Raw genomic sequence first — 26,789 nt, 5'->3', positions numbered from 1 at the left:
TCGTCACCGCACCTACCAAAATGGATAAATGAATTACCAAACCTAACATTTTATATGAAAACTTGTCCTTATATTATAAGGGTATCGACTTTCATAGCACAACCAATTAAGACAACTTATGAGGGGGTTATTCGAAACGTATGAAGCTGAACAGAGACTGGGAGAATCCGCATGTCGCTCACAAGAACCGTCATCCCATGCATGAGCCGTATGGAATATACGAAACCGTGGAACAGGCGCTAAGCGGCGACCGGAGAGCGTCAAAATACGTAAAATGCTTAAACGGCACTTGGAAATTTAAAACGTTTTCATCTCCGGATGTAGTAACTGATGAGTTTTATCATCCTGCATATGACGTGTCCAAATGGGATGATATCCCTGTTCCTTCCAACTGGGAGTTGTTCGGATACGGGAAACCTATATACACTAATATTAAGTATCCCTTTGCGCCGAAGGGGGCGGACTCTCATCACGAAATTCAACTGAAGCAAGATGAATTTGTTTTGAATCCGCCTTATGTGCCGGAGGATAACCTCACCGGATGTTATGTCCTATCGTTCGAAATTCCTGAACATTTTAACGGCAGAGATTTGTTTATCGATTTTGCCGGTGTGGAATCCTGCTTTTATCTGTGGTTAAACGGGAAGTTCGTCGGTTATTCGCAGGACAGCAAGCTTAACGTTTCTTTTGATATTACCGATTACATCCAAACGGGGCAAAACCTTTTGGCCGTTCAGGTGATGCGATTCGGAGCCGGTTCTTATCTGGAGGATCAGGACTACTGGCATCTATCGGGTATTTTCAGAGATGTTCTGATTTATGCAAAACCGCGAATGCGAATTCATGATTATAAAATCGAAACGCTTTTCCAGGGTGATTATGACAATGCCGAATTAGCCGTGACGGTTTATCCTAATAATCAAGCAAGCTGTTATGGGGAAGCTCACGTGCGTCTGTCTCTTTATGATCATGATCGAAAATTGGTTACGCAATTTGAGACGCCGAAGTTTGCGGATTTCAGATCCTACCTGCAAGACAACTATGTGGCGAAAGTCAAACAAACCATTAAGAGTCCCCAATTGTGGAGCGACGAAATTCCTTACCTCTATAAATTGGTATTGGAAATGATCGACCCTGACGGAAATGTCGTTGACATCGAGAGTGCAAATGTCGGCTTCCGAGAAATCAGCATCGATAACACCGGGATATTGAAAATTAACGGCAAACGTCTCATAATTCGCGGAACCAACCTTCATGCATTTTGTCCCGAAACGGGGCGCGTGGTGTCGACGGAGTATATGAGTGAGCAGATCAAGATCATGAAATCGCTAAATATCAATGCGGTAAGAACGAGTCACTATCCGCATGCCGTCGAATGGTACGACCTTTGTGATGAACTGGGCATATATGTTGTGGATGAGGCCAATATTGAGACCCATGGCATCGGCGGCCAGCTCAGCGCATCTCCCGAATGGACGCATGCTTATATGGAACGTGCAGCACGGATGGTGTTGCGAGATAAGAATCATCCCTCGATCATTCTGTGGTCCTTGGGAAATGAGTCCGGTTACGGAGCGAACCATGCTGCCATGTACGGGTGGATGAAGGAATATGATAAAACAAGATATGTTCAGTATGAGTCCTTGAATCCTCCGGCCAATATTTCCGATATCATGGCGCCCATGTATCCTCAGAAGGATTGGATCGTGGATTGCATGACGAGCAGCGATGACTTGCGGCCGTTTATTATGTGTGAATATGCGTACGCGAAAAGCAACAGCAACGGGAATTTCAAGGAATTCTGGGACCTTATTTATAAATTCCCGCGGTTTCAGGGCGGCTTCATTTGGGATTTCCAGGATAAAGCGCTTGTCCGGCATGATGAATCTGGGAACAAAAAATATGTTTATGGCGGCGCCTTCCAGGAAGAGATTATTGATTCCGCGCCCGATATGTGCCTGAACGGCATTGTATTTCCGGATTTAACGCTGAAACCGGCTGCCTATGAAATTAAAAATGTACAAGCTCCCGTCCAGATCGATTATTTTAAACGGCCTTATGATGTTCCCGGTAATAAACGTTATCGAATTTATAATCATTATACGCATCGGGACTTAAGCCACCTGGACATCGGTTGGGAACTTGTTTGCGACGGGAAGGTTGTGGAAAATGGTACATTACCCCGATTACACACGCCGGCCGGAGCTATCGAAAGTCTTCAGGTACCATACGATCCAACCAAGGTCTCTGGGGAAGCGTTCCTGAATTTTTATGCTTATCTGAACGAGGACACCTATTATGTAAATAAGGGAACCTGTATCTATGCGTGCCAGGTCGAGTTGAAAGATTCCGTATATGAAATACATACCGGGGATATTCAAAGTGGGAGCCTGGTATATGAAGAAGCTGCGAATCAAATTCATATTTATAATGAAAATACGAACGTGGTCTTCTCGAAAGAAACGGCAGAGTTCATTTCTGTCAGATACAATAATCAAGACTACTTTACGGGCGGAGCGAACAATTTCTATCGGCCGCCAACGGGGATAGACGCAGGTGTGCCTGGTGAGACGCTAAACTATGCAGATGATTGGAGAAGCCTCGGGCTGGACTCCGATCAGAAAGAGATCAAGCGTATCCGGGTATATGCAGCGCCTGCATTAGTCATCATTCAGGTTCATGTTCTTTATCATGGATGCATTGAAACACTTACGGAGTATTCGATTGGCGGTAAAGGCATTGAAATTACTAACACTGTCGTGAATAATGCTAATGTCGATACCTTACCGAGAATCGGTCTGGGCTTTACCTTCCCTGCTGCCTGGAAGAGTATCAAATGGTATGGCCGCGGGCCATGGGAGAACTATGCGGACCGTAAAACGGCTGCCTTCGTCGGTATATATGAAAGCTCTGTTGAAGAACAGCATGTTCCCTACATCGTGCCGGTTGAGTGCGGGGGAAAGGAAGATGTCCGTTATTTGTATGTGTCGGCGGATGACCGCAAGGTAAAAGTTACCTCGGCGGGTCACTTCCATTTTGACATCCATCAGTACAGCATCGGACAGTATGACAATGCCGCCTACGAGGACGAGCTTGGCACATCCGATTCTGTTTTCCTTCATATCGATTACAAACATGCAGGTCTTGGTGGAGATACTGGATGGACCAAAAATATTCACGATGAATATAAAATCGATAAGGGCATCTATGCATACAAGATCACTTTAGAGATCGTGGATTGAATAGTAGATCCTCGAAAGCGAAGGTTAGAAGTGAATTTTTGATAAAGGCACTGGCCAAAGTCAGAGGTCTTTATTGAAAGAAATTCAGAACAAGTATACGGCCGCGGACAAGGAACCTTAGGCAACTGACGATCAAAACGGCAAGTTCGAAAAGGATGAAATCGGATTCCTGACCTCTACCTACAATGCCATGGTCCGGCGAATGGACGAATTGATCAACAACGTCCATCGCGCCGAGTTGCGCAACAAGGAAGCGGCTTATCAAGTGCTGCAGGCGCAGATCAAGCCTCATTTTCTGTATAACACGCTCGAAACGATCCGAATGGTCGCCGAAGCCAACGACGATAAGGAGGTCGCCGACATTTCCTTCTGGTTCGGGAAGCTGATGCGTTACAGTCTGTCTTCCGAACAGGACGAGACGGATCTCGCGAAGGAGATCGAGATGGTCACCTTTTATCTGAATATCCATAAAATGCGCCTGCAGAGCCGATTGCCCTACGAGATCGATGTTGCCGTCGACGCCCGGCGCCTGGCCTGCCCGCGTTTCCTGCTGTAGCCGCTTATTGAAAACGGTGTCGTTCATGGCGCTTCCGCCGTTCTGCGCCCTGTTCATATTCGCTTGCAGGCGACGGAGACGGAGCGGGAGGTCGCGATCGATATTACCGACAACAGGCAACGGGATTCCGCCGGAGAAGCTTCTCGAGCTGCAGGAGAGGCTGTCCAGGCAAGACGAGCCCAGGAAAGCGGAGGAGCCGATCGGCATAGGCTTGACGAACGTCAACGAAAGAATCAAAGCTTTCTTCGGAGGAGAATCCCGGCTGGAAGTCTTCAGCGAGCCGGGCAAAGGGACCTGCTTGCGAATCACCATCGCGAAAAGAAAGGGGACGGACGATGAAGATCCTGATCGTGGATGATGAACCCTTGATTCTGAACGGCTTGGTTAAAATCGTCCGGGAAGTCGCGCCGACCGGTACGGAAATACGCGATGCATTGAACGCTCCCGAGGCGCTGGAGACGATGAAGGGCTATATGCCGGACGTGACGATTACGGATATCAACATGCCGGAGAAGAACGGCTTCGAATTGATCGAAGAAGCCAGGCTGGAGGGGCTGTGCGATCGTTTTATCATCCTGACCGGCTACGACGAGTTCGAATACGTCCGTCAGGCGCTCCGCTCGGGCGTGGTGGATTATTTGCTGAAGCCCTTGGACAAAGCGGAGATTGCGGCTTTGCTCGGACGAGTCAAGCAGGAGCTGCCGGCAGCGTCCGATTCGGAATACAGCCGCCATGCCGAACGGATTCTGGCCTATATGCAGGCGAATTACATGAACGATCTGTCCCTGGACCACCTCGCGGACCGGATGAACCTGCATCCGAATTATATCAGCAGCCTGTTCAAGAAAGAGACGGGGGACACCTTCGTCAATTACTTGAACGCGCTGCGGATCCGCGAGGCGCAGAAGCTGCTGAAAACCCAGCCTCATCTGACGGTATGCGCCATCGGACAGCAGGTCGGCTACGACACCAAGCACTACTTTACGAAGGTGTTCAAAAAATACGCGGGCACTACCCCGGGCGCATACCGGGAGGGGGAACAGAGGGAGGAAAATGAACCGTGAACGATCGAATTTGGCGGCGAGTAGCGATGATGTCAGAGCAAAGCCCCGGATACGAAGACAGGCTGATCTACCGTTCCCCTGCCAGGCAGTGGGAGGAAGCGCTGCCGATCGGCAACGGCCGCCTGGGAGCCATGATATTCGGCGAGCCCCGCGCGGAGCGGGTGCAATTAAACGAGGATTCCTTGTGGCACGGAGGAGCCAGAGATCGGCATAATCCGGATGCCTTGGCGAACTTGCCGGAAATTCGCAGACTCGTCCTCGAAGGCAGGCTGCGGGAGGCCGAGCGGCTTGCTGCAATGGCCCTGACCGCCATTCCGGAAACCCAGCGCCATTACGTCCCGCTGGGGGATTTGTTTCTGAACTTCGAGCATGACGCGGACATTGCGGATTACGAGCGGCAGCTCGATCTGTCCGAAGCCGTCGTTCGAATCTCTTACACGGCGGGAGGGGCGAGGTACGGCCGCGAAATCTTCGCGAGCTTCCCGGACGGGGCGATCGTCATCCGGCTGACGGCCGACGCCTCCGGCCGAATTTCGTTCACCGCCAGAATGGGCAGGGAGAGGTTCCGCTACGTCGACCGTATTCGCGCGGAAGACGGGAATGCTCTGGCGATGACCGGCGACAGCGGCGGAGGCGTCCGGTACTGCGGCGCGCTCGTCTGCAGGACGGAGGGAGGAACCGTGCGCACGATCGGGGAGCATCTGGTCGTCTCGGAGGCGGACGCCGTCGTGCTGGTCGTGACCGCGGCGACGAATTTTCGCGAACTGGACCCGGAGGCGGCGGCGCTCGACAACGCCCGGCGCGTTGCCGCCGCATCCTATTCGGAGCTGCTTGCTTCGCACATGGCGGATTATCGCTCCCTGTTCGACCGGACGAGGCTGCGTATCGGCGCTGCGTTCGCCCAGAGCGAGGAGGAAACCTCCAAGCGACTAGAGAATGTCAAAGCGGGACGCGATGACCCCGGTCTTGCGGCGCTGTACTTCCACTTCGGCCGGTATTTGCTGATCGCCTCGAGCCGGCCCGGGTCGCTGCCCGCGAACCTGCAGGGGATCTGGAACAAGGACATACTCCCGGCCTGGGACAGCAAGTTTACGATCAATATCAACACGCAGATGAATTACTGGCCGGCCGAAAGCTGCCATCTGGCCGAATGTCATCTGCCGCTCTTCGATCTGATCGAGCGGATGGTGCCGAACGGGCGCCGGACCGCCGAAGCGATGTACGGCTGCCGGGGAAGCGCCGCGCACCACAATACGGACATCTGGGCGGACACCGCGCCGCAGGATCTCTGGATGTCCTCGACTTATTGGCCGCTCGGACTGGCCTGGCTGTCCCTCCATCTGTGGGAGCACTATCTCTTCGGCCGGGACGAGGCGTTTCTGCGGCGCGCCTATCCGATCATGAAGGAGGCGGCCGTCTTCCTGCTGGATTATATGGTCGAGCTTCCAGGAGGCGAGCTCGTCACCTGCCCTTCGGTCTCCCCGGAGAACGAATACAGGCTATCAAGCGGGGAGACGGGCGTGCTGTGCTATGGTCCGTCCATGGACAGCCAGATCGCCAGGGAACTGTTCGAGGCTTGCCTCTCCGCAGGAGAGCGTCTGCAAGCCGATGACGACGTTTTGGACGAGCTGCGCCGGGCGAGCGACAAGCTTCCGCGACCCCGCATCGGGCGGCACGGTCAACTGCAGGAATGGTACGAAGACTACGAGGAGGTCGAGCTTGGGCATCGTCACATCTCGCATCTGTTCGCTCTGCATCCGGGAACCCAGATTTCGCCGGAGGAGACGCCCGAGCTCAGCGCGGCTGCGCGCCGCACGCTGGAGCGCCGTCTTTCGCACGGGGGAGGACATACCGGCTGGAGCAGGGCATGGATTATCAATTTCTGGGCCAGATTGCGGGACGCCGAGGAAGCAAATGCCAACCTGACTGCCCTGCTGGCCCACTCTACGCTGCCGAATATGCTCGACAACCATCCGCCGTTTCAGATCGACGGCAACTTCGGCGGCACGGCGGGCATCGCCGAAATGCTGCTTCAAAGCCACCGGGGGACGATTCATTTGCTGCCCGCTCTTCCGAAGGCTTGGGCGAGCGGGGAGATCCGGGGGCTTAGGGCGCGAGGAGGCGTTACGGTAGATTTAGTTTGGGAGGACGGTCGAATTCAACAAGCCGTCCTGCGGCCGGATCGCACAGGAACCTATCGCATTCGCTGCGACCATCCCGTGTGCCTGCAGGCGGGGGGCCTTGCCGGAGAACCCCGGTGGCTTGACGGGAACCAACTGGAGCTCGACGCGGAGGCCGGGGCGGCTGTCTTGCTCCAAGCGCGCTGTTAGCATGAGATATCCAAGCTGAGAAATCGATGGACAAGGAGCGAGCGGAATGAACATCGTAAAGCAGGGCTATAATCCCTATCTGCCGTCCTGGGAATACATTCCCGACGGAGAGCCTTACGTCTTCGACGGACGAGTATACGTGTACGGCTCTCACGACCGCTTTAACGGTCATGCCTACTGCCTGAACGATTACGTCTGCTGGTCGGCGTCCGAAGGAGACTTGTCGGATTGGCGCTACGAAGGGGTCATTTACCGGAAAACGGCCGATCCGATCAATCCGGACGGCAGCATGTGTCTATACGCGCCGGATGTGACGGTCGGACCCGACGGGCGTTATTATCTCTACTATGTTCTCGATAAGGTCCCGATCGTATCCGTCGCCGTTTGCGACACTCCGGCTGGCGAATATGCCTTCTACGGGTACGTCAAATATGCGGACGGAACCCGGCTCGGGGAGAGGGACGGCGACGAGCCGCAGTTCGATCCGGGCGTAGTGACGGAAGGGGACGTTACGTATTTGTACACCGGCTTCTGCGCCATCGGCGACCGGAGCCGAAGCGGCGCGTGGGTCACGGTGCTGGGGCCGGACATGCTGACCGTAGTCGAGGAGCCCGTCGTCGCGATCCCGAGCGAGCCGTACAGTCAAGGCAGCGGATTCGAGGGGCACGAGTTTTTCGAAGCGCCGTCCATACGCAAAAGAGGGGATCTCTATTACTTGATCTATTCCTCGGTCGTCATGCATGAACTGTGCTATGCCACGAGCCGCTCTCCGACGCGGGATTTCGTCTATCGGGGGGTGATCGTCAGCAACAACGATCTTCATATCGATACTTACAAGCCGTCGGACAAGCCGATGTATTACGGAGGCAACAATCACGGCAGCATCGTGGAAGTCGGCGACGTGTGGCGCATTTTCTACCACCGGCACACCAATGGCGCCAACTTCAGCAGGCAAGGCTGCATCGAGCCGATCCGGTTTCTTGAGGACGGTACGATTCCCCAAGCGGAGATGACCTCGTGCGGCCCGAACGGAGGCCCGCTCGAAGGGCGGGGCGAGTATCCGGCCTATATCGCCTGCAATCTGTTTTGCAAGGACGAAGCGCTCTACACCGGCTCGCCGGGAGAATGGATGGACAGCCGTTTTCCGAAAATCACTCAGGACGGCCGGGACGGGGACGAGGAGCTCGGCTATATTGCCAATATGCGGGATTCGGCGACGGCCGGCTTCAAATACTTCCGTTGCTCCGGGATTCGCAAGGTAAAGATCAAGACGCGCGGCTATTGCCGCGGGGCTTTCGAAATCAGAATCTCCTGGAACGGACCGGTTCTTGGAAGGATTCCGGTCGTTTTTACGAACGTATGGAAGGAATACTCGGCAGATCTCGTCATTCCGGACGGGGTGCAGGCCTTGTACTTCACTTATACGGGCGAAGGCGGCGCGAGCCTGGCTTCGTTCGCGCTGGAATAATTCCAACGGAGTCGGCGCCGGAGGAGAACTAAAGGAGAGGGAAAAGATGCAGCTTTACGCAGTAAAGTTCGGCGAGTCGCCATTCAAATCCAAGTACGTCTTTCGCGATGCAAGCGTCAACGAGCCTATGCGCATTCCATGGTCCTATTACGTCGCCCGCTATCGGGGGAAGAGCATTTTATTCGATGTCGGATTTCGAGACCCTCAGACTGCGGAAAAGTGGGGAATCGAACTGATCGATGTCGAAGCGGAAGTCGCGAGCGCTGTCGACCTGAACTCCATCGATATCATTTTTATTACGCATAGCCACTTCGATCATATTGACAATATCGATCGGTTTCCCGACGCGCAAATCATTATTGGGTGTGATGAATACGAGTATGCTTTGCAGAATGCGAGTCTATCCGTAAGAGAGAGGCTGCTTCAAAGCAACGTATTGACCGTGAAGGAAGCTGAGCTGTTTCTGGATACTTTCCAGTTCGAGGTCGTTGGGGGGCACACTGTCGGTTCATCCGTCGTTTATTTTCAGCATGACGGCGCGAATTATGCGATTACCGGAGACGAATGCTATGTGGCCGAAAATCTGACAGCCCGGAGACCGATCGGCATATTTTCCAATACGGAGAAAAACGAGGCCTTTCTTAAGAAGGCTCATGGGATGGGGGTTATTCCGCTGCCCTTTCACGATCCGGGCATATTTCATACCTACAAGAAAGTAACAGAGAATATGGTTCAGATCATTTAGACTGGGAAAAAGGGACCAAGTCCGCGCTCAATTGCGGGTTCGGTCCTTTGCTCTTCGGTAACCGATCAAACGGATACACATAACCAAGGTGCTATTGATAACCTCCGGTTCGGATGTTAATCTAGGTTACTGTAAACGGTTGCATTCGAGGGAGAGGGATTCCATGTATCGCGTTCTGCTCGCGGAAGACGAACTTCTGGTAAGACTCGGACTGAAAAATTCGATCGATTGGCAGAAATACGGCATGCAGGTGGTCGCGGACGTCCCTAATGGCGAGGAAGCTTGGAGCGCGTATGAGAAATTCCGGCCCGAAGTGGTCATTACGGACTTAAGAATGCCGATCATGGGCGGAATCGAGCTGCTAACCAAGATCAGGGGCGTTAGTCCGCATACGAGGCTGCTTATTCTGACTTGCTTGGAGGAGTTCGAGCTTGCCAAACAAGCGATGTCGCTCGGAGTCAGCGGATATGTCGTCAAGCAAAGCATGACCGCCGAGGAGATGGAAGAGATCCTTGCCAGACTGCGCGGCGAGCTTGACGCCGCTTTCCCGGATTCGTCCCCGAAGGCGTTCGCCACTCGAACGGATATGGAGGTCCTAAAGGAAAATCTAATCAAGGATTATTTATTCCTTAGCAAGTATTCCGACGAGGAGTTCGCTCGAAGGGCCAAGGAGCTGGAGCTGAATCTGAGCCCGCGGAATTTGACCGTCTGCGCGATGGAGATCGGCTCCTTCGAGCGCTTAAGAGAGAAGTTCAAGGACGACAACGGCCAATTGATCCGCCTTTCGCTCATGAACGTGCTGAACGAGGTTATCCATATTTACGGGCGCTGCGAAGCTTTTCACGACTTGGAGAACCGTTATGCGATTTTGTACAGTCATCCCGAGGCGACCGGGGAGAAGGAGGCTGAGGAAACGCTGTTCCGAATGACGGCTCATCTGCGCAGGGTGATGAACACCTACTTCAACGTGCCCGTCACTTTCGGAATTAGCGGCAAGCAGAACGTCTTTCAGGGGCTAAAGCGGCAATACTACGAAAGCTTGGAAGCCTTGGAACGTTCCTTTGCCGAAGGGATCGGTCGCGATTACGTTTGGGGGAGGGGCTTATTGTCGGTGCTCCCCGCGGGATCGCGGGATAGACTGCATAGACTGGCCGATGCGTGGGCGACGGCTAACGAGAAATACAGCACGGAATTCGCCGGGAACATCGCAGATTTCTTGAACCGAGATCAGTACCGGTCGAGACCGGAGGCGCTAAAAGCATTTATGCAATGGCTGCATGCGCCCGTACTGGCGTTGCGCCTGGCGGGCGAGGAGATGACGGCGCTATGTTCAACGTACGCCCAGCGTCTAAGCGGGGCGAAGACGCTCGACGATATGGTCTCGCTTCTCGAAACCTACGCTGCCGATACGCTCGATTTGCTCGCGGCCCGACAGCGTAAGAGTGGGCCGATTACCCGGGCGCTCCGATACATCGAGTCCCGGTATACGGAGGATCTTTCCTTGCAGCAGGTCGCCGATTCGGTGTCGATGAACGCGAATTATTTCAGCACACTGTTCAAGAAGGAAATGAAGCAGAATTTCGTCGACTATTTGCTGCAATATCGCGTGGAGAGAGCCAGAGAGCTGTTTCTCAATACAAGTCTGAAGGCCTACGAAATCGGAGAACGGGTAGGCTTCGTCAACACAAGCCATTTCAGCCGCGCTTTCAAAAAGGTGTGCGGCATGAGCCCACGCGAATACCGCAAGCAATGGGACGGAGGGGCGGAGGAGGATGACCGGCCTGAACACGATCTTTAAGCGGCCCAGGCGAACCGGAAGGAGGCGAAGCCTAAGGTTTCAACTTCGGCTCTCCTTCATCTTGATTACCTCGATCGCATTAGTGCTAAGCGCGCTGCTAACCTATTTCGGCGTTCTGAGCATTCTTGAGAAGAAGACGAACGAATCCACGATGCAGTATTTTCTGCAGGCGGGGGATTCCGTGAACGAGTTCCGCGAGGAAATCGATAAAATGACGAAGCAGCTGCTGATCGACTCGAAGATCCAACAATTTCTCGATAACGATTTGAAGGATACCCCAAGCCAAATTCAACTGCACCGCGATCTCATGGAAGAAATGGACGCTTACTTACGGACTTACGACTATTTGGATTCGATCTATCTCTATGCCGAGGACGGAAGGGCGATCGGAGTCGCGGGTCAGAAGACGGCTTTGCTTCGCGACGCCGCCAAGCAGGGGAGCTTCTATTCATCCGATCTTCATCGGGAATCGTTGCGTTCGGGTTTGCGGAAGACGTATCCCAAGCTCGTCTGGGCGGGAGCGAACCGCCGGGAGGATTTCGGCGAGCAGGCGCTGCCGGGGGAGGAGAAAGCGGGGGACCGGAATCTCGTAACCGCCGCTCGTTCCGTCAAATCGTTATACCAATCCCTTCCGACTGCGATCATGCTTCTGAACGTCAAGGAAGAGAAGCTGTTTTCGCTATACAACAACTTGAGATCCGGGCTGAACGGACAAATCTATCTGTGCGATGCCGACGGGCGGATGATCTCGCACGCGGACAAATCCCGGCTGGGCGCGAGCAGCGAGGCGTGCGTTCGGATTCCCGAGGGCACGGAGAGCGGCAGCGTGAAGGGAAAAGACGAACAGATCGTATTCTACCGCATTCCGGCCACGGAATGGACGATGGTCAAAGAGGTGCCGATCCATGAGCTGATCGGGGATATTCTGAACTTGAGATTTCAACTGTTCTGGATCGTGGGCGCGTGCTTTGTCGCCGCGTTCGTCGCTGCCGCGCTATGGATTCGCAAAATCACGAAACCTCTGAACAATCTGATGGATGCGATGGGGCGGGTCGAGAAAGGACAACTGGAAATCGTCCTGGACGATCGAGATTTGAACGAGTTCGGCCGCTTAAGCGGCGGATTTAACCGGATGTCGCGCGGAATCAAGCAGCTGATCGAACGAAACCGGGAAGCGGAGAAGGAGAAAACGAAAGCCGAAATCCAAATGCTTCAGGCCCAGATCAACCCGCACTTCCTCTTCAATACGCTAAACACGATCAGGTGGATGTCCGTCGTCAGCAAGTCGGACAACATCACGAAGAGCATCACGGCTTTGAGCAATTTGCTAAGGCCTATTTTCAAAAGCACGGCTCCTTTATGCACATTGCAGGAAGAGTTGGAATACGCGGAGTATTACGTCACGATTCTGAACTACCGTTACGGCGAAGGCATCGAAATCAAATTCGAGGTTTCCGAGGAGGCTTTGCCCTGCATGGTTCCGCGCTTCTTCCTGCAGCCGTTGATAGAGAACGCCGTTCTGCACGGCTTCGAGAGAACGGGGTACACGGGGACCATTCGAATTGAGGCGGAACGATTGCGCTCCGACTTGACCGTTCGCGTCGTTGACGACGGCCAAGGCATGACGGAAGAGCAGTTGTCCGGCATTCGGCGATGGATCTCGGAGGACGAGGCCGAGCGGAATCCCGTCTCCTCCGAATCCCCCGAATCTTCCGAATACGGAATCGGCCTCAAGAACGTCCACCGCCGGATCCGCTTGAACTTTCCCGAGTCTCCGGGCCTCTCGATTATCCGCTCCGCAAGCGGCGGGACATGCATCGAAATCTCCATTCCGGTCGCCGAAACCTGAATTCCGGCAAATAAATCCGAATAACGGAACACTTCTTGAAGGCCGACCAGCCGACTCGACCCCGAATCCGAAAAACGAGCATGTTTTTCGGATTCGGGGTCATTTCGCTGCGGCCTTTTTGCTCTTATTCTAAGGCATAGAAAAGGCAGAGCAGATAGAGGAGGAGAGAGTTTGGAGGTCAAGACGGCGTCGCGGCTGCCTGGAGAGAGAACCAAAAAAAGAAAATACAGCATGAAGCTGCTGTTAATGGCGCTTCCCTTTCTTGTGGCGGTGTTCGTGTTTTATTACGTCCCGCTATTCGGGTGGGTATACGGCTTTTACGATTACAAGCCGGGAATTCCTCTTAGCGGATCGGAGTTCGTGGGACTGAAGTATTTACGAATCGCGTTTACGGAGCAAGGGGCGGATCTGGCGCGCGTGTTGAAAAACTCGCTCGTCTTAAGCTTCTTGGGCATTCTGGTTTCCCCGGCTTACGTTGCGTTCGCCATTCTGCTGAACGAGATGAGGGGAAAATGGTTCCGTAAATGGGTTCAAGTGACGACGACGCTGCCGAATTTTATTAGCTGGGTACTCGTTTATTCCGTGTTTTACGTGTTCTTCGCCGTATCGGACGGCGTGGTCAACCAGGTGCTGCTCAAGCTGGAGTGGCTGAAGCAGCCGTTCAACTTCTTGGGCAATAGCGATATCGCCTGGGCCTTCCAGACGATGGTCGGGTTGTGGAAGGGGCTCGGATGGGGAGCGATCATCTACCTGGCCGCGATCGCGGGCATCGACCAGGAGCTTTACGACGCAGCCAAGGTCGACGGCTCCGGCCGGTTTCGCACGATCTGGCACATTACCGTTCCCGGCATCATGCCGACGTTCGTCGTCCTGCTGCTGCTTAACGTAAGCAACATGCTAAATAACGGCTTCGAGCAGTACTACGTGTTCTATAACGCCTTGGTCGCGGACAAATTGGAGGTCATCGACTATTACGTCTACCGGGTGGGGCTGGAGACGAACGATTTTTCCTACTCTACCGTGCTGGGCATGTTCAAGACGATTGTCAGCGTGACCGTCCTGTTCTCTGTTAACTGGATCGCCAAAAAAATTCGCGGGGAAAGCATCATCTAACCGTAGAAGGGAGCATGATCCGATCATGAGACGCGAGCGATTTCTCGACTTCTCGTTCCATACGTTAAACACCGCATTTTTCGCGTTATTCGCATTATGCTGCATTTATCCGTTCTACTATATCCTGATCAATTCCGTGAGCGATCCGATCCAGATGGCCAAAGGCATCTATCTCTGGCCCAAAGGCTTCAGCCTTACGGTCTACCGCGAAATGCTGAGCCAGAAGACGATCTCGGTTTCCTTCTGGATTTCCTCATCGCGGGCCGTGCTCGGAACGATTTTGACCGTATTCAGCTGCGCGCTGTTCTCTTATCTCATCACGAAGAAGGAGATGCCCCTTCGGAAAACGATCTACCGCTTCGTCGTCGTAACGCTGTATTTGAACGCGGGATTGATTCCGTGGTACCTCACGATGAAGACGCTGGGCTTGAAAAACAATTTTTTGCTTTATGTTTTGCCTTCCTTGATCGTCGGTTTTTTCGTCATCCTGATGAAAACGTTCATCGAACAAATCCCGGCGGCGCTGGAGGAAGCCGCAGTCGTCGAAGGCGCCGGCTATTGGACGGTGTTTGCGAAGATCATCTTCCCGGTATCCCTCCCGATCGTCGCGACGATTACGGTGTTTAACGCGGTCAACCAGTGGAACTCCTGGATGGATAACCTGTTTCTGGTTAATGATCCAAGCTTGCAGACCCTGCAGCTTACGCTGCTTAACTTTCTGAAGCAATCGGAAGCGCTTGCCCAGGAGACGACAAGGAGAATGCTTGGCAACCAAACGACACAGCAGGTCATATCGCCGCAGAATGTCAAAATGGCGATCACGATGATCGTCACGGCGCCGATTCTTCTGATCTATCCGTTCATGCAGAGATACTTCGTCAAGGGCATCATGCTGGGCGCCGTGAAAGGCTAAGCGAGATATGCAGAGTCCCGAAGTTCAAGGACTTTCGTATATAATTACATTCATTGGAGGGTCATAATCGATGGGCGGTATCAAAAGAAAAAGGCATTCGGCGTTAATCGCGACATTGGCGCTGGCGGTGATGGCGGGTTGCACGAACGCGGGAGAGAACGCACAGCCGTCTTCGTCTCCGGCTGCTGCCGGGGCAAGCGCGTCCGCTTCGCAACCGAACCAGCAGGCGGAGAAAGAGCCGGTCACTCTAAAACTGACGAGCGACAACGCCTTGTTCATGTCGACGTTGGCTCCAGGCGCGCAGAGCGACCCGGTCATGGAGGAAATTCGCAAGAAGACGGGCGTTACGCTGGAGCTGGACACGCAGACGGACGACAAGAAGTTCAACTTGATGCTCGCCGGCGGAGATCTTCCGGATATCATCGTACTGCAAAATTCGCCGAAATACTTAAAGCAGATCATCGAGGGCAATCAAGTCATTCCGCTCGACGATCTGATCGCGGAGCACGGGCAATCGATTCTGAAGGAATCGCCTTCGAAAATCGAGATCAGCAAGAAGTTTTTCAGCAACGGCACCGGCAAGCTGTACGCCATTCCCGGCATCGCCAGCCAGAAAGGACCTCAATATAAGTACGCGAACCATACCTACAACATTCGCTGGGATTATTACAAGGAGCTGGGTTTCCCGGCCGTGAACAATCTCGACGATTTCTTGAATCTGCTCGCGGAGATGCAGCAAAAGCATCCGAAGAACGAGCAAGGGCAGCCGGTGTACGGCATGGCGCCGCTGTTCGATTGGGGACTCGTTCCGTACGAGATGTTCGACCGCTTGTTCGGCCGGATTAATAAGAACAACATGTTCGTCTATCTGGAGCCGGGAACGTTCAAGCCGGCAGGGGGCATCCTGGATCCGAACGTCGCGTATTGGGACGGAACGAAGTTTTACCGCAAGGCCAACGAGATGGGCTTGCTCGATCCCGACTCGTTCACGCAGAAATACGAGAATTTCACGGAGAAGGTCAAGGCCGGCCGGGTCCTGCTGTCTCCTTGGAGCTGGGCCGGCGTGGACGAAGCGAATGCCGCTCTGGCCCAAGAAGATCCTTTGAAGGGCTGGGAGCCATTGCCGGTGCCGTCGGGACAGACGGTATACTTGGGCGAATTCGGCACGAACGGATTTTCCAATCGCCTGATCATGATCTCGAAAAACAGCAAGCATCCGGAACGGGCGATGGAGTTGATCGATTATCTGCAGTCCTTGGAAGGTTCCAGGCTCATTCAGAACGGCATTCAGGGCAAGGACTGGGATATCGCGGACGGCAAGCCGCAATGGAAACAACAGACGCTCGACGCGCGGAAGAGCGACCCGAATTTCGCGCAAACGACCGGCATCGGATTGTACTGGAATCTCGCCGGCTTTGTCGACAACTATCCGGATCCGGAATACGGCATACCGATTAACTTTACGAATACGGCGGACATCTGGAAAACGCAAATGACCGATCTGGATAAAGACTACTCCGAGCATTACGGCGTCTCTTATCCTGGCGAGCTCGTAGAGAAGCGCGTTCAGGCCGGCGAAATCAAAACGATCTACTACGATATGGACAACGAGCTCGGAACGGATGCCAGCATGCCGGACGACATTAAGCGAATCGAAACCAAGGTGACGGATTACTTGGTCCGCATGGCGCCTAAGCTGATCTATGCCGCGAACGGAGAGGAATACGATTCGATTCAGGCGACGATGATGGACGAGCTGAAGAAGATGGACGCTCAACGGGCGATCGATTACTGGATGACCAACATGACGAAGGCATCGGAAACGTATGCAGGGCTCCAAAAATAAAACAAGGCGGCTAACGGTTTATCGGGGAGACGCAAGTCTCCCTCACTTAATCCAGCTAAGGGAGAGGATTGCGATGAGAGTCGGCGGAATCGGATATGTCGCGGTATTGGCATTGTTGGCGGCGTTAACGTTTGGAGCGGGCAGCGCGTATGCCCAGGAGGAGACGATCTCAGACGATCGGTTTACTTTCTCGGGCGGAGCGGCGAGGACGTCGGATGCTTCCGTGCCGGATGGCTACTCGGCACATATGCTCAACGATTCGGCGGACTGGAAGATTCAATACCGGAATTGGGACTTCGGAACGCTGCGACCGGGTGTTTTATACGACGTATACGTCAAGGTCAAAGTCGCGCACACGGTACCCAATCCGACCGGCAATGCATTCAAAGCGGGCGTTTACGATCTGACGAACGAGAGCAGCGTTCTGCCTGAGCGAACGATTGCGGCGGCCGAAACGGTGAACGGGACGTGGCAGGAGATTAAGATCGGAACGTTCGCTCCGAACTCCGGCGTGAATTCGCTGAGCTTTTATGTCGGGGGCACGGCTAATGCGGGGCAAGTCTCCGATATTTATGTAGACGCTTTCACCTTTAAGGAGCATCGGAATTATTCAATCGAAGACAATCTCTTCTATAAGTTTAACGGCGCATCGCTTGTTTCCGACGAAATGACTTCCGATCATAGCGCCGCCAGAATGGCCAACGGACCGGGAACGGGATGGAACCTGCAGGCCAAAGTCGACGGGACCCGCATCGAAGCGGGTAAAACCTATAAGATCACGGCCGGCGTGAAGCCGGAGCGTTCCGACTGGAAGACGTCCTCCGGCGACCTTTTCGGCTATTTGGTGTACAATCTGACGACGAGCAGCTTCCTGGTGAATCCAACGATCGTCGATTCTGCGACTTTTCCGAAGGTGTATTACTTCCATCAAGTGCAGATCGGTTCGATTACGGTCGATCCTTCTCACGACGTTCGCGTTTGCTTCTTCCCGGTCGATAATGCGGCGAATTTCCCAGCGATCAGGGTGGACAGCGTGACGTTGACCCAGCAGCCGGAAGACGAAAGCTATGGGAAGTCTATCCATGCTTATCCGTATAAACTATCTCCGGCCAACGGGGACGGGCTGAACGATACGACTCAGATCTCGTATACGTTGCCGTCGCCCCAGACGGTGGGAATAACCGTACAGCGCTTGTCGGATCAGGCGACGGTCAGAACGCTGACGACTCCGGCCCTTCAATCCGGAAGCCAATCGGCGGTTTGGGACGGGAAGAACGATAACGGCCAATACGTCGACAACGGCTTGTACGTCGTTCGCGTCGGCAACGGCACGACAGACGCGCTCCGTACGAACGTGCAGGTAATCGACGGCGTCGCGTTGTCGGATTCCCCGAATCCGATCAAGAACGACGTGCCGAAAGGGATATTTTACGAAGCCGGGGCGATTCCGTATGACGTAACGGACGCGGCGAATTACTTGAACGATACGTTCGCGGACATTCATCAGCTTGGGGCGGACACGGTTTATCTCGCCAATTGGCACGCCAAGCCGGCGGCGGTGTATGCCGAAACGTTGAGCAAAGCCGCGCAAAATCAAATCAAGGTCATCGGGCTGCCGGATGCGTACACGTTATTTAATGAAACCTTGTATAACGACGAGCAGGCGATGTACGCGCAGATCGGCGAACTCGTCTCGCCTTATATGAGCGATACCGCCTTATACGCCTATTATTTGGCGGACGAACCGGGCAACGATTTGAAATTGGCGGACAATCTGAAGGACATCAAGCGGATGATGGAGACGATCGACCCGAGCCGGCCCGCTCTAAGTACGTATATCGGGCTCGATCGTTTACCTTTGCATTATGACGCGCAGAAGCCGCACGTCATGAACATCGATCCGTACGGCGTTAGAGAAGGCAACGCGATCGGCGATTTTACCAGCATTTATCATTATCCCGGGTTTACTTTCGAGACTTATATGGACTTCGCTTCCTATCAAGTCCGCAAAGACTTGGAGGACGATGCGCCGATGTGGTCGATTCTGCAGACGAACGAATCGACCGGCTGGCTGCGGAATCCGACCGCGGAGGAAATCCGCGCGATGACGTACGGGGCCATCGGACACGGGTCTAAGGGCTTCAGCTACTTCGTGTACCAGACGGAGCTCGATTGGACCGGCATCGTCGACGAACATTACCAGCCGGCGGAGGACTACGTTACCGTTCAAACGCTGTTTAGCGAGATCGAAACGCTGAAGCCGACGATCCGGAAGATGAAAAGAATCGCGAACGTCGCGACGGCTTCGGGAGGCGGGAACGCAGCTTACGCTACCGCCGACGTCACAACCCATCTGGATACGGAGACGGGCGACAAATATCTGGTCGTCGTGAATCACGATTGCCTGAGCCCGGCGAACATTAGCCTATCGATCGACCGGGCGGCGCTCGGAATGGACATTACGGCGGTTACCAACATGCTGGATCAAGCAGGGGTCGCGTTCACGGCGACTCCGACCCACTACGTCATCAGCAATCTCGGCTTCGCGCCCGGCGACGGCAAAGTCCTGAAGCTGACGAGGGACGCCGCGCAAGACGTCTACGTCGGAGAGGATGCTGCGTTCCACGTCAACAACGGCGCGACGAAGGAGCAGATCGACGTATCGGCAGGCGACGGCAAGACGGCGAAGCACGCGGTGACGTCGTCGAGAACCTGGAACTTCCAATGGTTCTGGGATCCCGCCGAATTAACTCCCGGCGCGACGTACGATTTATACGCGAACATTAAAATTCAATATGCGACCGACATGTACAAGGACGGAAACGGAGTCGATAGGAACTTCGAGCCGACGGGGGACGCCTTTTCCTACGGAGTCTACGACGTGACCGCGAATACCTATCCGGTCCCGGAAAAACGAATGTCCGCCTCTGGCATGGAGAATATGTTCTGGCATACCGTCAAGATCGGAAGTTTCGTGCCTTCCCAGACGAATAGCCAAGTCGTCTATATTATGCCATGGGACAATCCAGGCAATGTCAAGGAGGTCTACGTGGATAAGTTTTATTTCGTGAAACGATAAGATTAACGGGTAGCAACAGCTCAAAGGGCTGGCCTATAAGTCAAGCAAGTTGCTCTAAAGATAATCGCTGATAAAGGTTCAAGGGGTATGTATCTCCTTCCGATGCTATACGCTCATGAAATCTGAATGGGGAAACCCGTGACGAGGTAATTTCAGGAGCGTATGAGGCATTCTCCAGGAGATACATACCCCTTTCTTTATATATCGATCATTTCAAGCAATTTAACTTATGGGACAGTCTCTTTATTATGCAGAGAATCGAGCAACGAGGGGGAGTGAAACAATTTATAAATTTTTCCCTGAAACCATGGACAAATCATTTTTATTTTTATTAAACAGAGTAATGTTTTGCAAATACCAAAAGGGCTTGTTTGATTATAATTAAAAAATGAATTCAGGCTTTGCTGATGCACTCTAGGAGTTATGAAAACGCTCTATTTAACCAACAGCTTGAGGTGATTGCGTGAAGGCAGCAGTAAGACATTCGCAGAAAAAGATTGGAGTTAAGAGCAATAGAAAAAGTATAGTTCTCTTGGGCATGGCCCTCCCATTCGTTATCCTTGTATTCATGTTTAATTATGTTCCTCTGTTCGGATGGGTTTACGCATTTTTCGATTATAAGCCGGGCATCCCTCTCGCCGACAGCAAATTCGTCGGTCTGAAGTTTTTCGAGCTCATTGTCAATGACGGAGGGGATATGGCCCGGGTGCTGAAAAATACGTTGGCGATGGGGCTGCTAGGCATCCTGTGTGCGCCTCTCCCGGTCCTGTTCGCAATTATGCTCAATGAAGTGAAACCGAAGTTTTTTAGAAAATTCGTCCAAACCGCGGCGACCTTTCCGAATTTCATCAGCTGGGTCATCGTGTTCTCGCTCTCGTTCTCCATCTTCTCGAACGAGGGACTCTTTAATCGGGTGATGCTCTCGCTTGGAGTGATAGACGAGCCTACGAATCTGTTAGGGAATTTGGGCGCCGTCTGGTATTTTCAGACCGCGCTGCTCATTTGGAAGAGCTTAGGATGGACATCGGTCATTTATTTGGCGGCGATCGCCGGCATCGATTCGGAAATCTACGAAGCCGGCAAGATGGACGGGGCCGGGCGGCTTAAGCTCATCTGGCATGTCACCGTTCCGGGCCTCATGCCAACGTTTATCGTGCTGCTTCTGCTATCGGTCAGCAACATCCTGACGATCGGGTTTGATCAATATTACGCTTTCAAAAATCCGTTGGTCGCGGATAATATCGAGGTTCTCGATCTCTATGTGTACCGAATCGGCATCGCCACGAACGATTATTCCTATGCAACGGCGATTGGCATAGCCAAAACCTTCGTAGGAATCGTACTTCTGTTCTCCGTCAATTCGTTCGCCAAAAAAGTAAGAGGCCAATCTATCGTGTAGAGGGGGGAAAGAGATGGAATTCATTCACAAGAGCAAACTATCGGATCGCGGCTTCTCGGGGATTAACTATGCACTGCTCGTTCTGTTTACGATCGCCTGCATGTACCCTTTCTATTACGTGTTTATCTACTCAATCAGCGATCCGGCGAAGGTGGTTGCCGGGGTGACCTGGGCTCCGAGAGGGTTTACCTTCTATAATTATGTGTCCATCTTCAAGCTGGAGGGCATTATCGGAGCTTTCATGAACTCTGCGATCCGAACGGTTGGCGGCACGTTGTTTACGCTGTTCTGCTGTTCCATATTTGCCTATACGGTGACCAAGGAACAAACCTATTTTCGCAAATTCCTGTACCGCTTCGTTATTTTGACGATGTTTTTCAATCCGGGTCTCATTCCCGTCTATCTCACCATGAAGTCTTACGGGCTGATCAATTCCTTTTGGATTTATATTTTGCCTTTCGCCGTTTCCGCTTATTTTATCATTCTACTCAAAACTTTCATCGAACAGTTGCCCCTTTCGCTCGAGGAAGCGGCACTGATCGACGGAGCTGGCTACTTTACGGTTTTCATGAAAATCATCCTACCGTTAAGTCAACCGATTCTGGCCACGATAGCGGTATTCTCAGCGGTGAATCAATGGAATTCCTGGTTCGACAACTATTTGTACGTTTCGAATCCCAAGCTGCAAACGCTGCAATACTTGCTGTATCAATATCTCACCGAATCCCAGAGAATCGCGGACAGCATCCGTAACATGAATACCCAGCAGATGATGGACGCCGCCAACCAAATGGTGTTGACGCCGGAAGGCGTCCGGATGACGATCACGATGATAGCCATCATCCCGATTCTGGTCGTGTATCCGATGATGCAGAAATACTTCGTCAAAGGCATTATGATGGGGGCCGTTAAAGGCTAGAGCGGGAACAGGCGACAACTCGTTTTATACTTGGCCTTGCACCTGGAGGCCGTATAAATAAAGATCAAACAGGAGGATGTGCAGATGAACGGATTATGGGGGATTCACAAGCTTCGGAATGTCGTGCTGTTATGCTTGGCTATCGTGCTGGTCTTAGCCGGCTGCTCTTCCGGCAACGGGAATGGGAAGGAGAGCGGGAACACGGGGGAAAGCGCCTCGCAAGCCGCAAGTCCGTCATCGGGGAGCCAAAAGCCGGCCGAGCCGGTCAAGTTGACAATCGGAAGCATCACTTCGCTCTTTCAGATTGAAGAACAGTTCTGGCCGAATGTCGTTACGGAAGAGATCAAGAAGAAGCTCGGCGTGGAGATCGAAGTGATCGAATACGACGACGAGAAGCTGAAGCTCGCTCTGGCCAGCGGAGAGCTCCCCGATATTCTCGTGACGAACAATGGCTATATTCAACAGTTAGTCGAAGGGAATAACGTCATCGCGTTGGACGATTACCTTGCGGATTACGGGAAAAATATCGCTGCAAATTATCCGAAAAGAGTGACGTTCTCGAAGAAGTTTTTGAGCAACGATACCGGAAAACTTTACTTTCTTAATACGAACGCGGGACCGACCGGCTTGTCCAACTGGTGGTGGAACGGCTTCTTGGTGAGATGGGATCTCTATAAAGAAATGGGCTACCCTTCGATCAAGAACGAAGACGATCATCTTGCCGTATTGGCGGAGATGCAGAAGAAACATCCGGCTACGGAAGACGGCAAAAAAGTGTATGGTATGGGCTTGTTCAACGATTGGGGACCGTGGGCTTATTGGGTCGGCCATGGAGCCAACATGGGTTATGCAAGCTGGGGACCTCATGCCTTTGTAACGAACGTTCACACCAACGAGATCATTGCCAACTATACGGACGTCTCGAGTCCGATGTGGGCCAACTTGAAGTATCTGAATAAAGCAAACCGATTGGGGCTGCTCGATCCGGACAGCTTTACGATGAAGAGCGCGGACTACGCGGCGAAGGCGACGGCCGGACAATATTTGTCGGGTATGGCGACCTGGTGGATCGACGCCTATTCCATCGCCAGCGTGCAGAAGGACCCGAACGCATTAAAAGGATACGTTTCTTTGCCGGTAGAAGGGATGACGGCCTGGGCCAATTCCTCAAGCTCGACCGGATGGCCCGGTTTCCTGCTCAGCGTAACGAAGAAAGCAAAATCTCCGGAGAAAGCAGTCGAACTAATCGATTACCTGTTCTCTTACGACGGGGTGCGTACGGCGCTCAGCGGCATTCAGGGAGAGGATTGGGATATCGTGGACGGCAAAGCGCAAATGCTGCCCACCGCCATCGAACGGCTCAAAAATCCGAAAGACGAAGATAAGAAACGGGGACTCGGCGTACTCAACAATATCGTTGGAATTACGGGCGCTGACATTCATCCAACGGATGGAGGACTCCTGGATCTCCGCAAAAGCATCGACGTGCTCCAATTGTCTCTGACGCCGACGCAACGCGATTTCAGCAGCTACTACGGAGTGGAGATGCCTTACCAAGTTCATGAGAAATTGATGAAAGAGGGCAAAGCGTTCGATCAGTCCAATCAGATGACCGAGATTCCGAACGTCTTGCCGCAAACTCCGGACGATATTAAGAGAATCGATGCCAAGCTGGATGACATCATGATGAAAGGGATGCCTAAAGTCATCCTGTCCAAGTCCGACCAAGAGTACGAGAAAATCAAAAACGACATCCTGGGACAACTGGAGAAGGCCGGAGCTGCAACGTCTTTCGACTGGTGGAAAAAAGCATGGGACGACGCGAAAGCGACCGTAACAAGCATGCAGTAGCCTAACAACCGGAGGAATAAGATGGAGGCGGCGCGTTTCCGTCTTATTCCTTCCGCAATGGAGATTTGGAGGAGCTATCGCTCATGATTGAATTGAATGAGAACTGGAAGCTGAGCTGGAGCGGTCTTGGCTACGACGCTTCAATGGCATGGAGAATGGCCAGGAAGGAAGAGGGCTGGCTGGATTGTTCGCTTCCTTGCGACATCCACGTGCCGTTAATTGAAAATAAGGTGATTGAGGAGCCCACCGTCGGACTGAATTTCTTCGACAGCGAATGGACGGAGAAGAAGGCGTGGTGGTTCAAGAAAGTGTTCGATCTGGATCCGGACACGATGGGTGAGTATGTCTCGTTAGTCATCGAGAATATCGATTGTCATGGGGATATCTTTCTGAATGGGGTTCATTTGGGACATCACGCGAATGCCTATTATCCGTTCGAAAAAGACGTCAAAAACGAGATCAAAGAGAAAGACAATGAATTGATCATCCGGGTAACCGCCGGGTTGGAGCGAGTTACGGAGGCCGAATACGAGGGCGTATCCAAAAATATCGGGATGCTGCTCGGTTATCGTCGCGGAGATGCTAGAAGGATTGCCGTACGCAAACCGCATTATGGATTCGGGTGGGATTGGTGCCCGAGAATTCCTACATGCGGAATAGGATCGATTGCCATCAAGACGTACAGCGCGGCGACGATTAAAGAAGTATGCGTCCGCACGGAAGCGATTGCTGCGAATAATAATGAAGCGCGGCTTGCGCTGGAGATCGTCCTGGACCATCCGAATCCGCTACAGACCGCGGACCTTGACGTGGAAATTGAAATTTTGGACGGACGGGAAGTCGTGTATAGCGAGAAGAAAAACCTGCTGCTCTGCTCCGGTCTAAATTATTTGAATACTCAGTCAATTATAGCCGATGCGAAGCTTTGGTGGCCGCACGGATATGGGCAGCCGCATAGGTACGCGATCAAGGTAAAAGGCCTTCATGCTTCGACCGTGCTCTGTGAATACGAGGCAAGGTTCGGGATTCGGAAGGTAGAGCTCGACGTGTCCAAGATCAACGATCGGGAAAGAGCGTTCGGGCTCGTGGTAAACGGACGGAAAATTTTCTGCAAAGGCGGAAATTGGGTCCCTCCCGATTCTATGTATCTTCGGGCTCCGAACAGCAGTTATCGGCAATTGATCGAAGAGGCTGTCGAGGCGAACCTGAACATGCTAAGGGTGTGGGGAGGAGGACTGTACGAAAGGGAACCATTTTACGAGCTTTGCGACGAGAAAGGAATCATGGTATGGCAGGATCTGATGTTTGCTTGCGCCTTATATCCCGATCGGGACGAACGGTTCAAGCTCGAAGTGTCCGCTGAACTGGACTATCAGACCCGAAGGCTGAGAAATCACCCTTCGTTGGTGCTATGGTGCGGCAATAACGAAAATCAAATGGTCTATGATTTATTTTTCGAGGATCACAAGCATTGGGAGTTTGCGGGAGGCCGAATCTTCAATGCTATCGCTCCGGAGATCGTTCACCGAAACTGTCCGGATATCCCTTATTGGAACGGCTCGCCCTACGGCGGAGAACACCCGAACGGAACGCAGGCCGGCGATTCGCACGAATGGTTTATCAGCGCGTTCGCCGAACGGTTCGAAGACAAGATTACGCCGGAAGTCTATGACGCTCTCAATGCGAAATTCGTATCGGAGTTCGGGCACGTCGGACCCTGCAAGCCGTCGTCCGTAAAGAGATACCTGGCAACGGACACGATCGAGTTAAATAGCGAGGCTTTCCAGATGCATTCGAATGCCGTCACCTACAACGAGCCTGGCTACGGTCTGATCGGCGAAGCGATAGAGAAGCATTATCGGAAAATGGAAGGCATTTCGGCCGAGGATTATTTGTTGTTCGGGGGACTGTGGCAAGGCTTGATGCTGGAATACGCGCTGGACACGATGCGGAGCAAGCCGCATTGCGACGGGGCCATCTTCTGGATGTATAACGACTGCTGGGGAGAAGTCGGTTGGACGATTATCGACTACTATCTGGAAAGGAAAATCTCATTCCCTTTCGTCAGAAGAGCCTTCGATTCGCGAAGGCTGGTCATCCGAATAGAGGAGAATGCCGCGGTCGTATACGGGATCAATGAAACGGAAGAGGATTTGAGCTTAGAGGCGGAGTTCGGTTATGCATCCTATGACGGTAAGGTTCGTCTGACGGCCAACAAACCAATCGTCATTAAGAAGCATTCGAGGAGTCCGGTACTCCGCTTCGATCTCGATGCGAGTCTAGATCCGGTTCAAGGCTGCTGGTTCGTCAAACCGTCGGAAAACGAAGTGAATACGGCAATTCTCAGACTAAACGAATTCTCGAAGCGGGAGATCGGTCACGCACAGTTGTCCGTATCGAACTTTGAACGGATCGGACAATCGGAGATCGCCTTCGACGTCCAAGCCGATCGCTACGCGCATGCGGTGCATTTCGGATTGGCCGACGGATGGAAGGTATCCGACGAGTATTTCGATTTGCTGCCCCTGCAGTCAAAGCGAATTGTCGTACAGGGAGTGCCGCAGGAGGTTAACGAACAGACAATCAGGGCGACAAGCGTATACTTCGGATAACGGCA

At 52.9% G+C, this 26,789-nt stretch carries 17 protein-coding genes; all 17 read left to right on the top strand.

Annotated elements, in window-relative coordinates; all coding sequences use genetic code 11:
* Positions 1–140: 140 nt before the first annotated feature.
* The 17 genes from J4772_RS29080 to J4772_RS29005 all read left to right on the top strand — a co-directional run bounded on the left by J4772_RS29080 (position 141) and on the right by J4772_RS29005 (position 26,784).
* On the top strand, positions 141–3,242 hold the full coding sequence (locus tag J4772_RS29080) for a glycoside hydrolase family 2 TIM barrel-domain containing protein (protein ID WP_209072551.1): 3,102 nt from the start codon (positions 141–143) through the stop codon (positions 3,240–3,242).
* Positions 3,243–3,453: 211 nt separating this feature from the next.
* A complete protein-coding gene (locus J4772_RS37205; RefSeq protein ID WP_247740885.1) occupies positions 3,454–3,798 on the top strand; it encodes a sensor histidine kinase in 345 nt (114 codons plus the stop codon).
* 16 nt (positions 3,799–3,814) lie between these two features.
* Positions 3,815–4,156: a sensor histidine kinase gene (locus J4772_RS37200; RefSeq protein WP_247741242.1), complete on the top strand. Its 342-nt coding sequence runs from the start codon at positions 3,815–3,817 to the stop codon at positions 4,154–4,156.
* The gene (locus J4772_RS29070; RefSeq protein WP_209072550.1) at positions 4,134–4,862 is read left to right on the top strand and encodes a response regulator transcription factor; all 729 of its coding nucleotides are present in this window, start codon (positions 4,134–4,136) and stop codon (positions 4,860–4,862) included. Before J4772_RS37200 ends, J4772_RS29070 begins: the two co-directional genes overlap by 23 nt.
* A 26-nt stretch (positions 4,863–4,888) precedes the next feature.
* Positions 4,889–7,192, top strand: coding sequence for a glycoside hydrolase family 95 protein (locus tag J4772_RS29065; RefSeq protein WP_371822920.1), 2,304 nt, complete (start codon positions 4,889–4,891; stop codon positions 7,190–7,192).
* A 46-nt stretch (positions 7,193–7,238) separates the two neighbouring features.
* Positions 7,239–8,660, top strand: a complete 1,422-nt coding sequence (locus tag J4772_RS29060; RefSeq protein WP_209072549.1) for a family 43 glycosylhydrolase — start codon at positions 7,239–7,241, stop codon at positions 8,658–8,660.
* Positions 8,661–8,706: 46 nt separating this feature from the next.
* Positions 8,707–9,405 (top strand): MBL fold metallo-hydrolase, encoded by a 699-nt coding sequence (locus J4772_RS29055; RefSeq protein ID WP_209072548.1) that lies wholly within the window; start codon positions 8,707–8,709, stop codon positions 9,403–9,405.
* Positions 9,406–9,568: 163 nt separating this feature from the next.
* Entirely contained in the window at positions 9,569–11,203 is a 1,635-nt protein-coding gene (locus tag J4772_RS29050) for a helix-turn-helix domain-containing protein (RefSeq protein WP_209072547.1), read from the top strand.
* A complete protein-coding gene (locus tag J4772_RS29045) occupies positions 11,178–13,052 on the top strand; it encodes a sensor histidine kinase (RefSeq protein ID WP_209072546.1) in 1,875 nt (624 codons plus the stop codon). Before J4772_RS29050 ends, J4772_RS29045 begins: the two co-directional genes overlap by 26 nt.
* A gap of 171 nt (positions 13,053–13,223) precedes the next feature.
* Complete coding sequence (locus J4772_RS29040; RefSeq protein ID WP_246016442.1) at positions 13,224–14,165, top strand: ABC transporter permease; 942 nt, start codon at positions 13,224–13,226, stop codon at positions 14,163–14,165.
* Between the two features lie 25 nt (positions 14,166–14,190).
* Complete coding sequence (locus tag J4772_RS29035) at positions 14,191–15,078, top strand: carbohydrate ABC transporter permease (protein ID WP_116059938.1); 888 nt, start codon at positions 14,191–14,193, stop codon at positions 15,076–15,078.
* A 70-nt stretch (positions 15,079–15,148) separates the two neighbouring features.
* Positions 15,149–16,924, top strand: a complete 1,776-nt coding sequence (locus J4772_RS29030; protein ID WP_209072545.1) for an extracellular solute-binding protein — start codon at positions 15,149–15,151, stop codon at positions 16,922–16,924.
* A gap of 73 nt (positions 16,925–16,997) precedes the next feature.
* Positions 16,998–20,003, top strand: coding sequence for a FlgD immunoglobulin-like domain containing protein (locus tag J4772_RS29025; protein WP_209072544.1), 3,006 nt, complete (start codon positions 16,998–17,000; stop codon positions 20,001–20,003).
* A gap of 568 nt (positions 20,004–20,571) precedes the next feature.
* Positions 20,572–21,402: an ABC transporter permease gene (locus J4772_RS29020; RefSeq protein WP_246016443.1), complete on the top strand. Its 831-nt coding sequence runs from the start codon at positions 20,572–20,574 to the stop codon at positions 21,400–21,402.
* 13 nt (positions 21,403–21,415) lie between these two features.
* Complete coding sequence (locus tag J4772_RS29015) at positions 21,416–22,321, top strand: carbohydrate ABC transporter permease (protein ID WP_209072543.1); 906 nt, start codon at positions 21,416–21,418, stop codon at positions 22,319–22,321.
* A gap of 84 nt (positions 22,322–22,405) precedes the next feature.
* Entirely contained in the window at positions 22,406–24,172 is a 1,767-nt protein-coding gene (locus J4772_RS29010; protein WP_209072542.1) for a type 2 periplasmic-binding domain-containing protein, read from the top strand.
* Between the two features lie 83 nt (positions 24,173–24,255).
* Positions 24,256–26,784 (top strand): glycoside hydrolase family 2 protein, encoded by a 2,529-nt coding sequence (locus tag J4772_RS29005; protein ID WP_209072541.1) that lies wholly within the window; start codon positions 24,256–24,258, stop codon positions 26,782–26,784.
* Positions 26,785–26,789 lie beyond the last annotated feature (5 nt).

The organism is Cohnella sp. LGH (assembly GCF_017671885.1).
GTDB classification, from domain to species: Bacteria; Bacillota; Bacilli; order Paenibacillales; family Paenibacillaceae; genus Cohnella; species Cohnella phaseoli.
The sequence above is the reverse complement of the archived record's forward strand: the minus strand, read 5'-3'. Positions and strand labels throughout refer to the sequence as shown.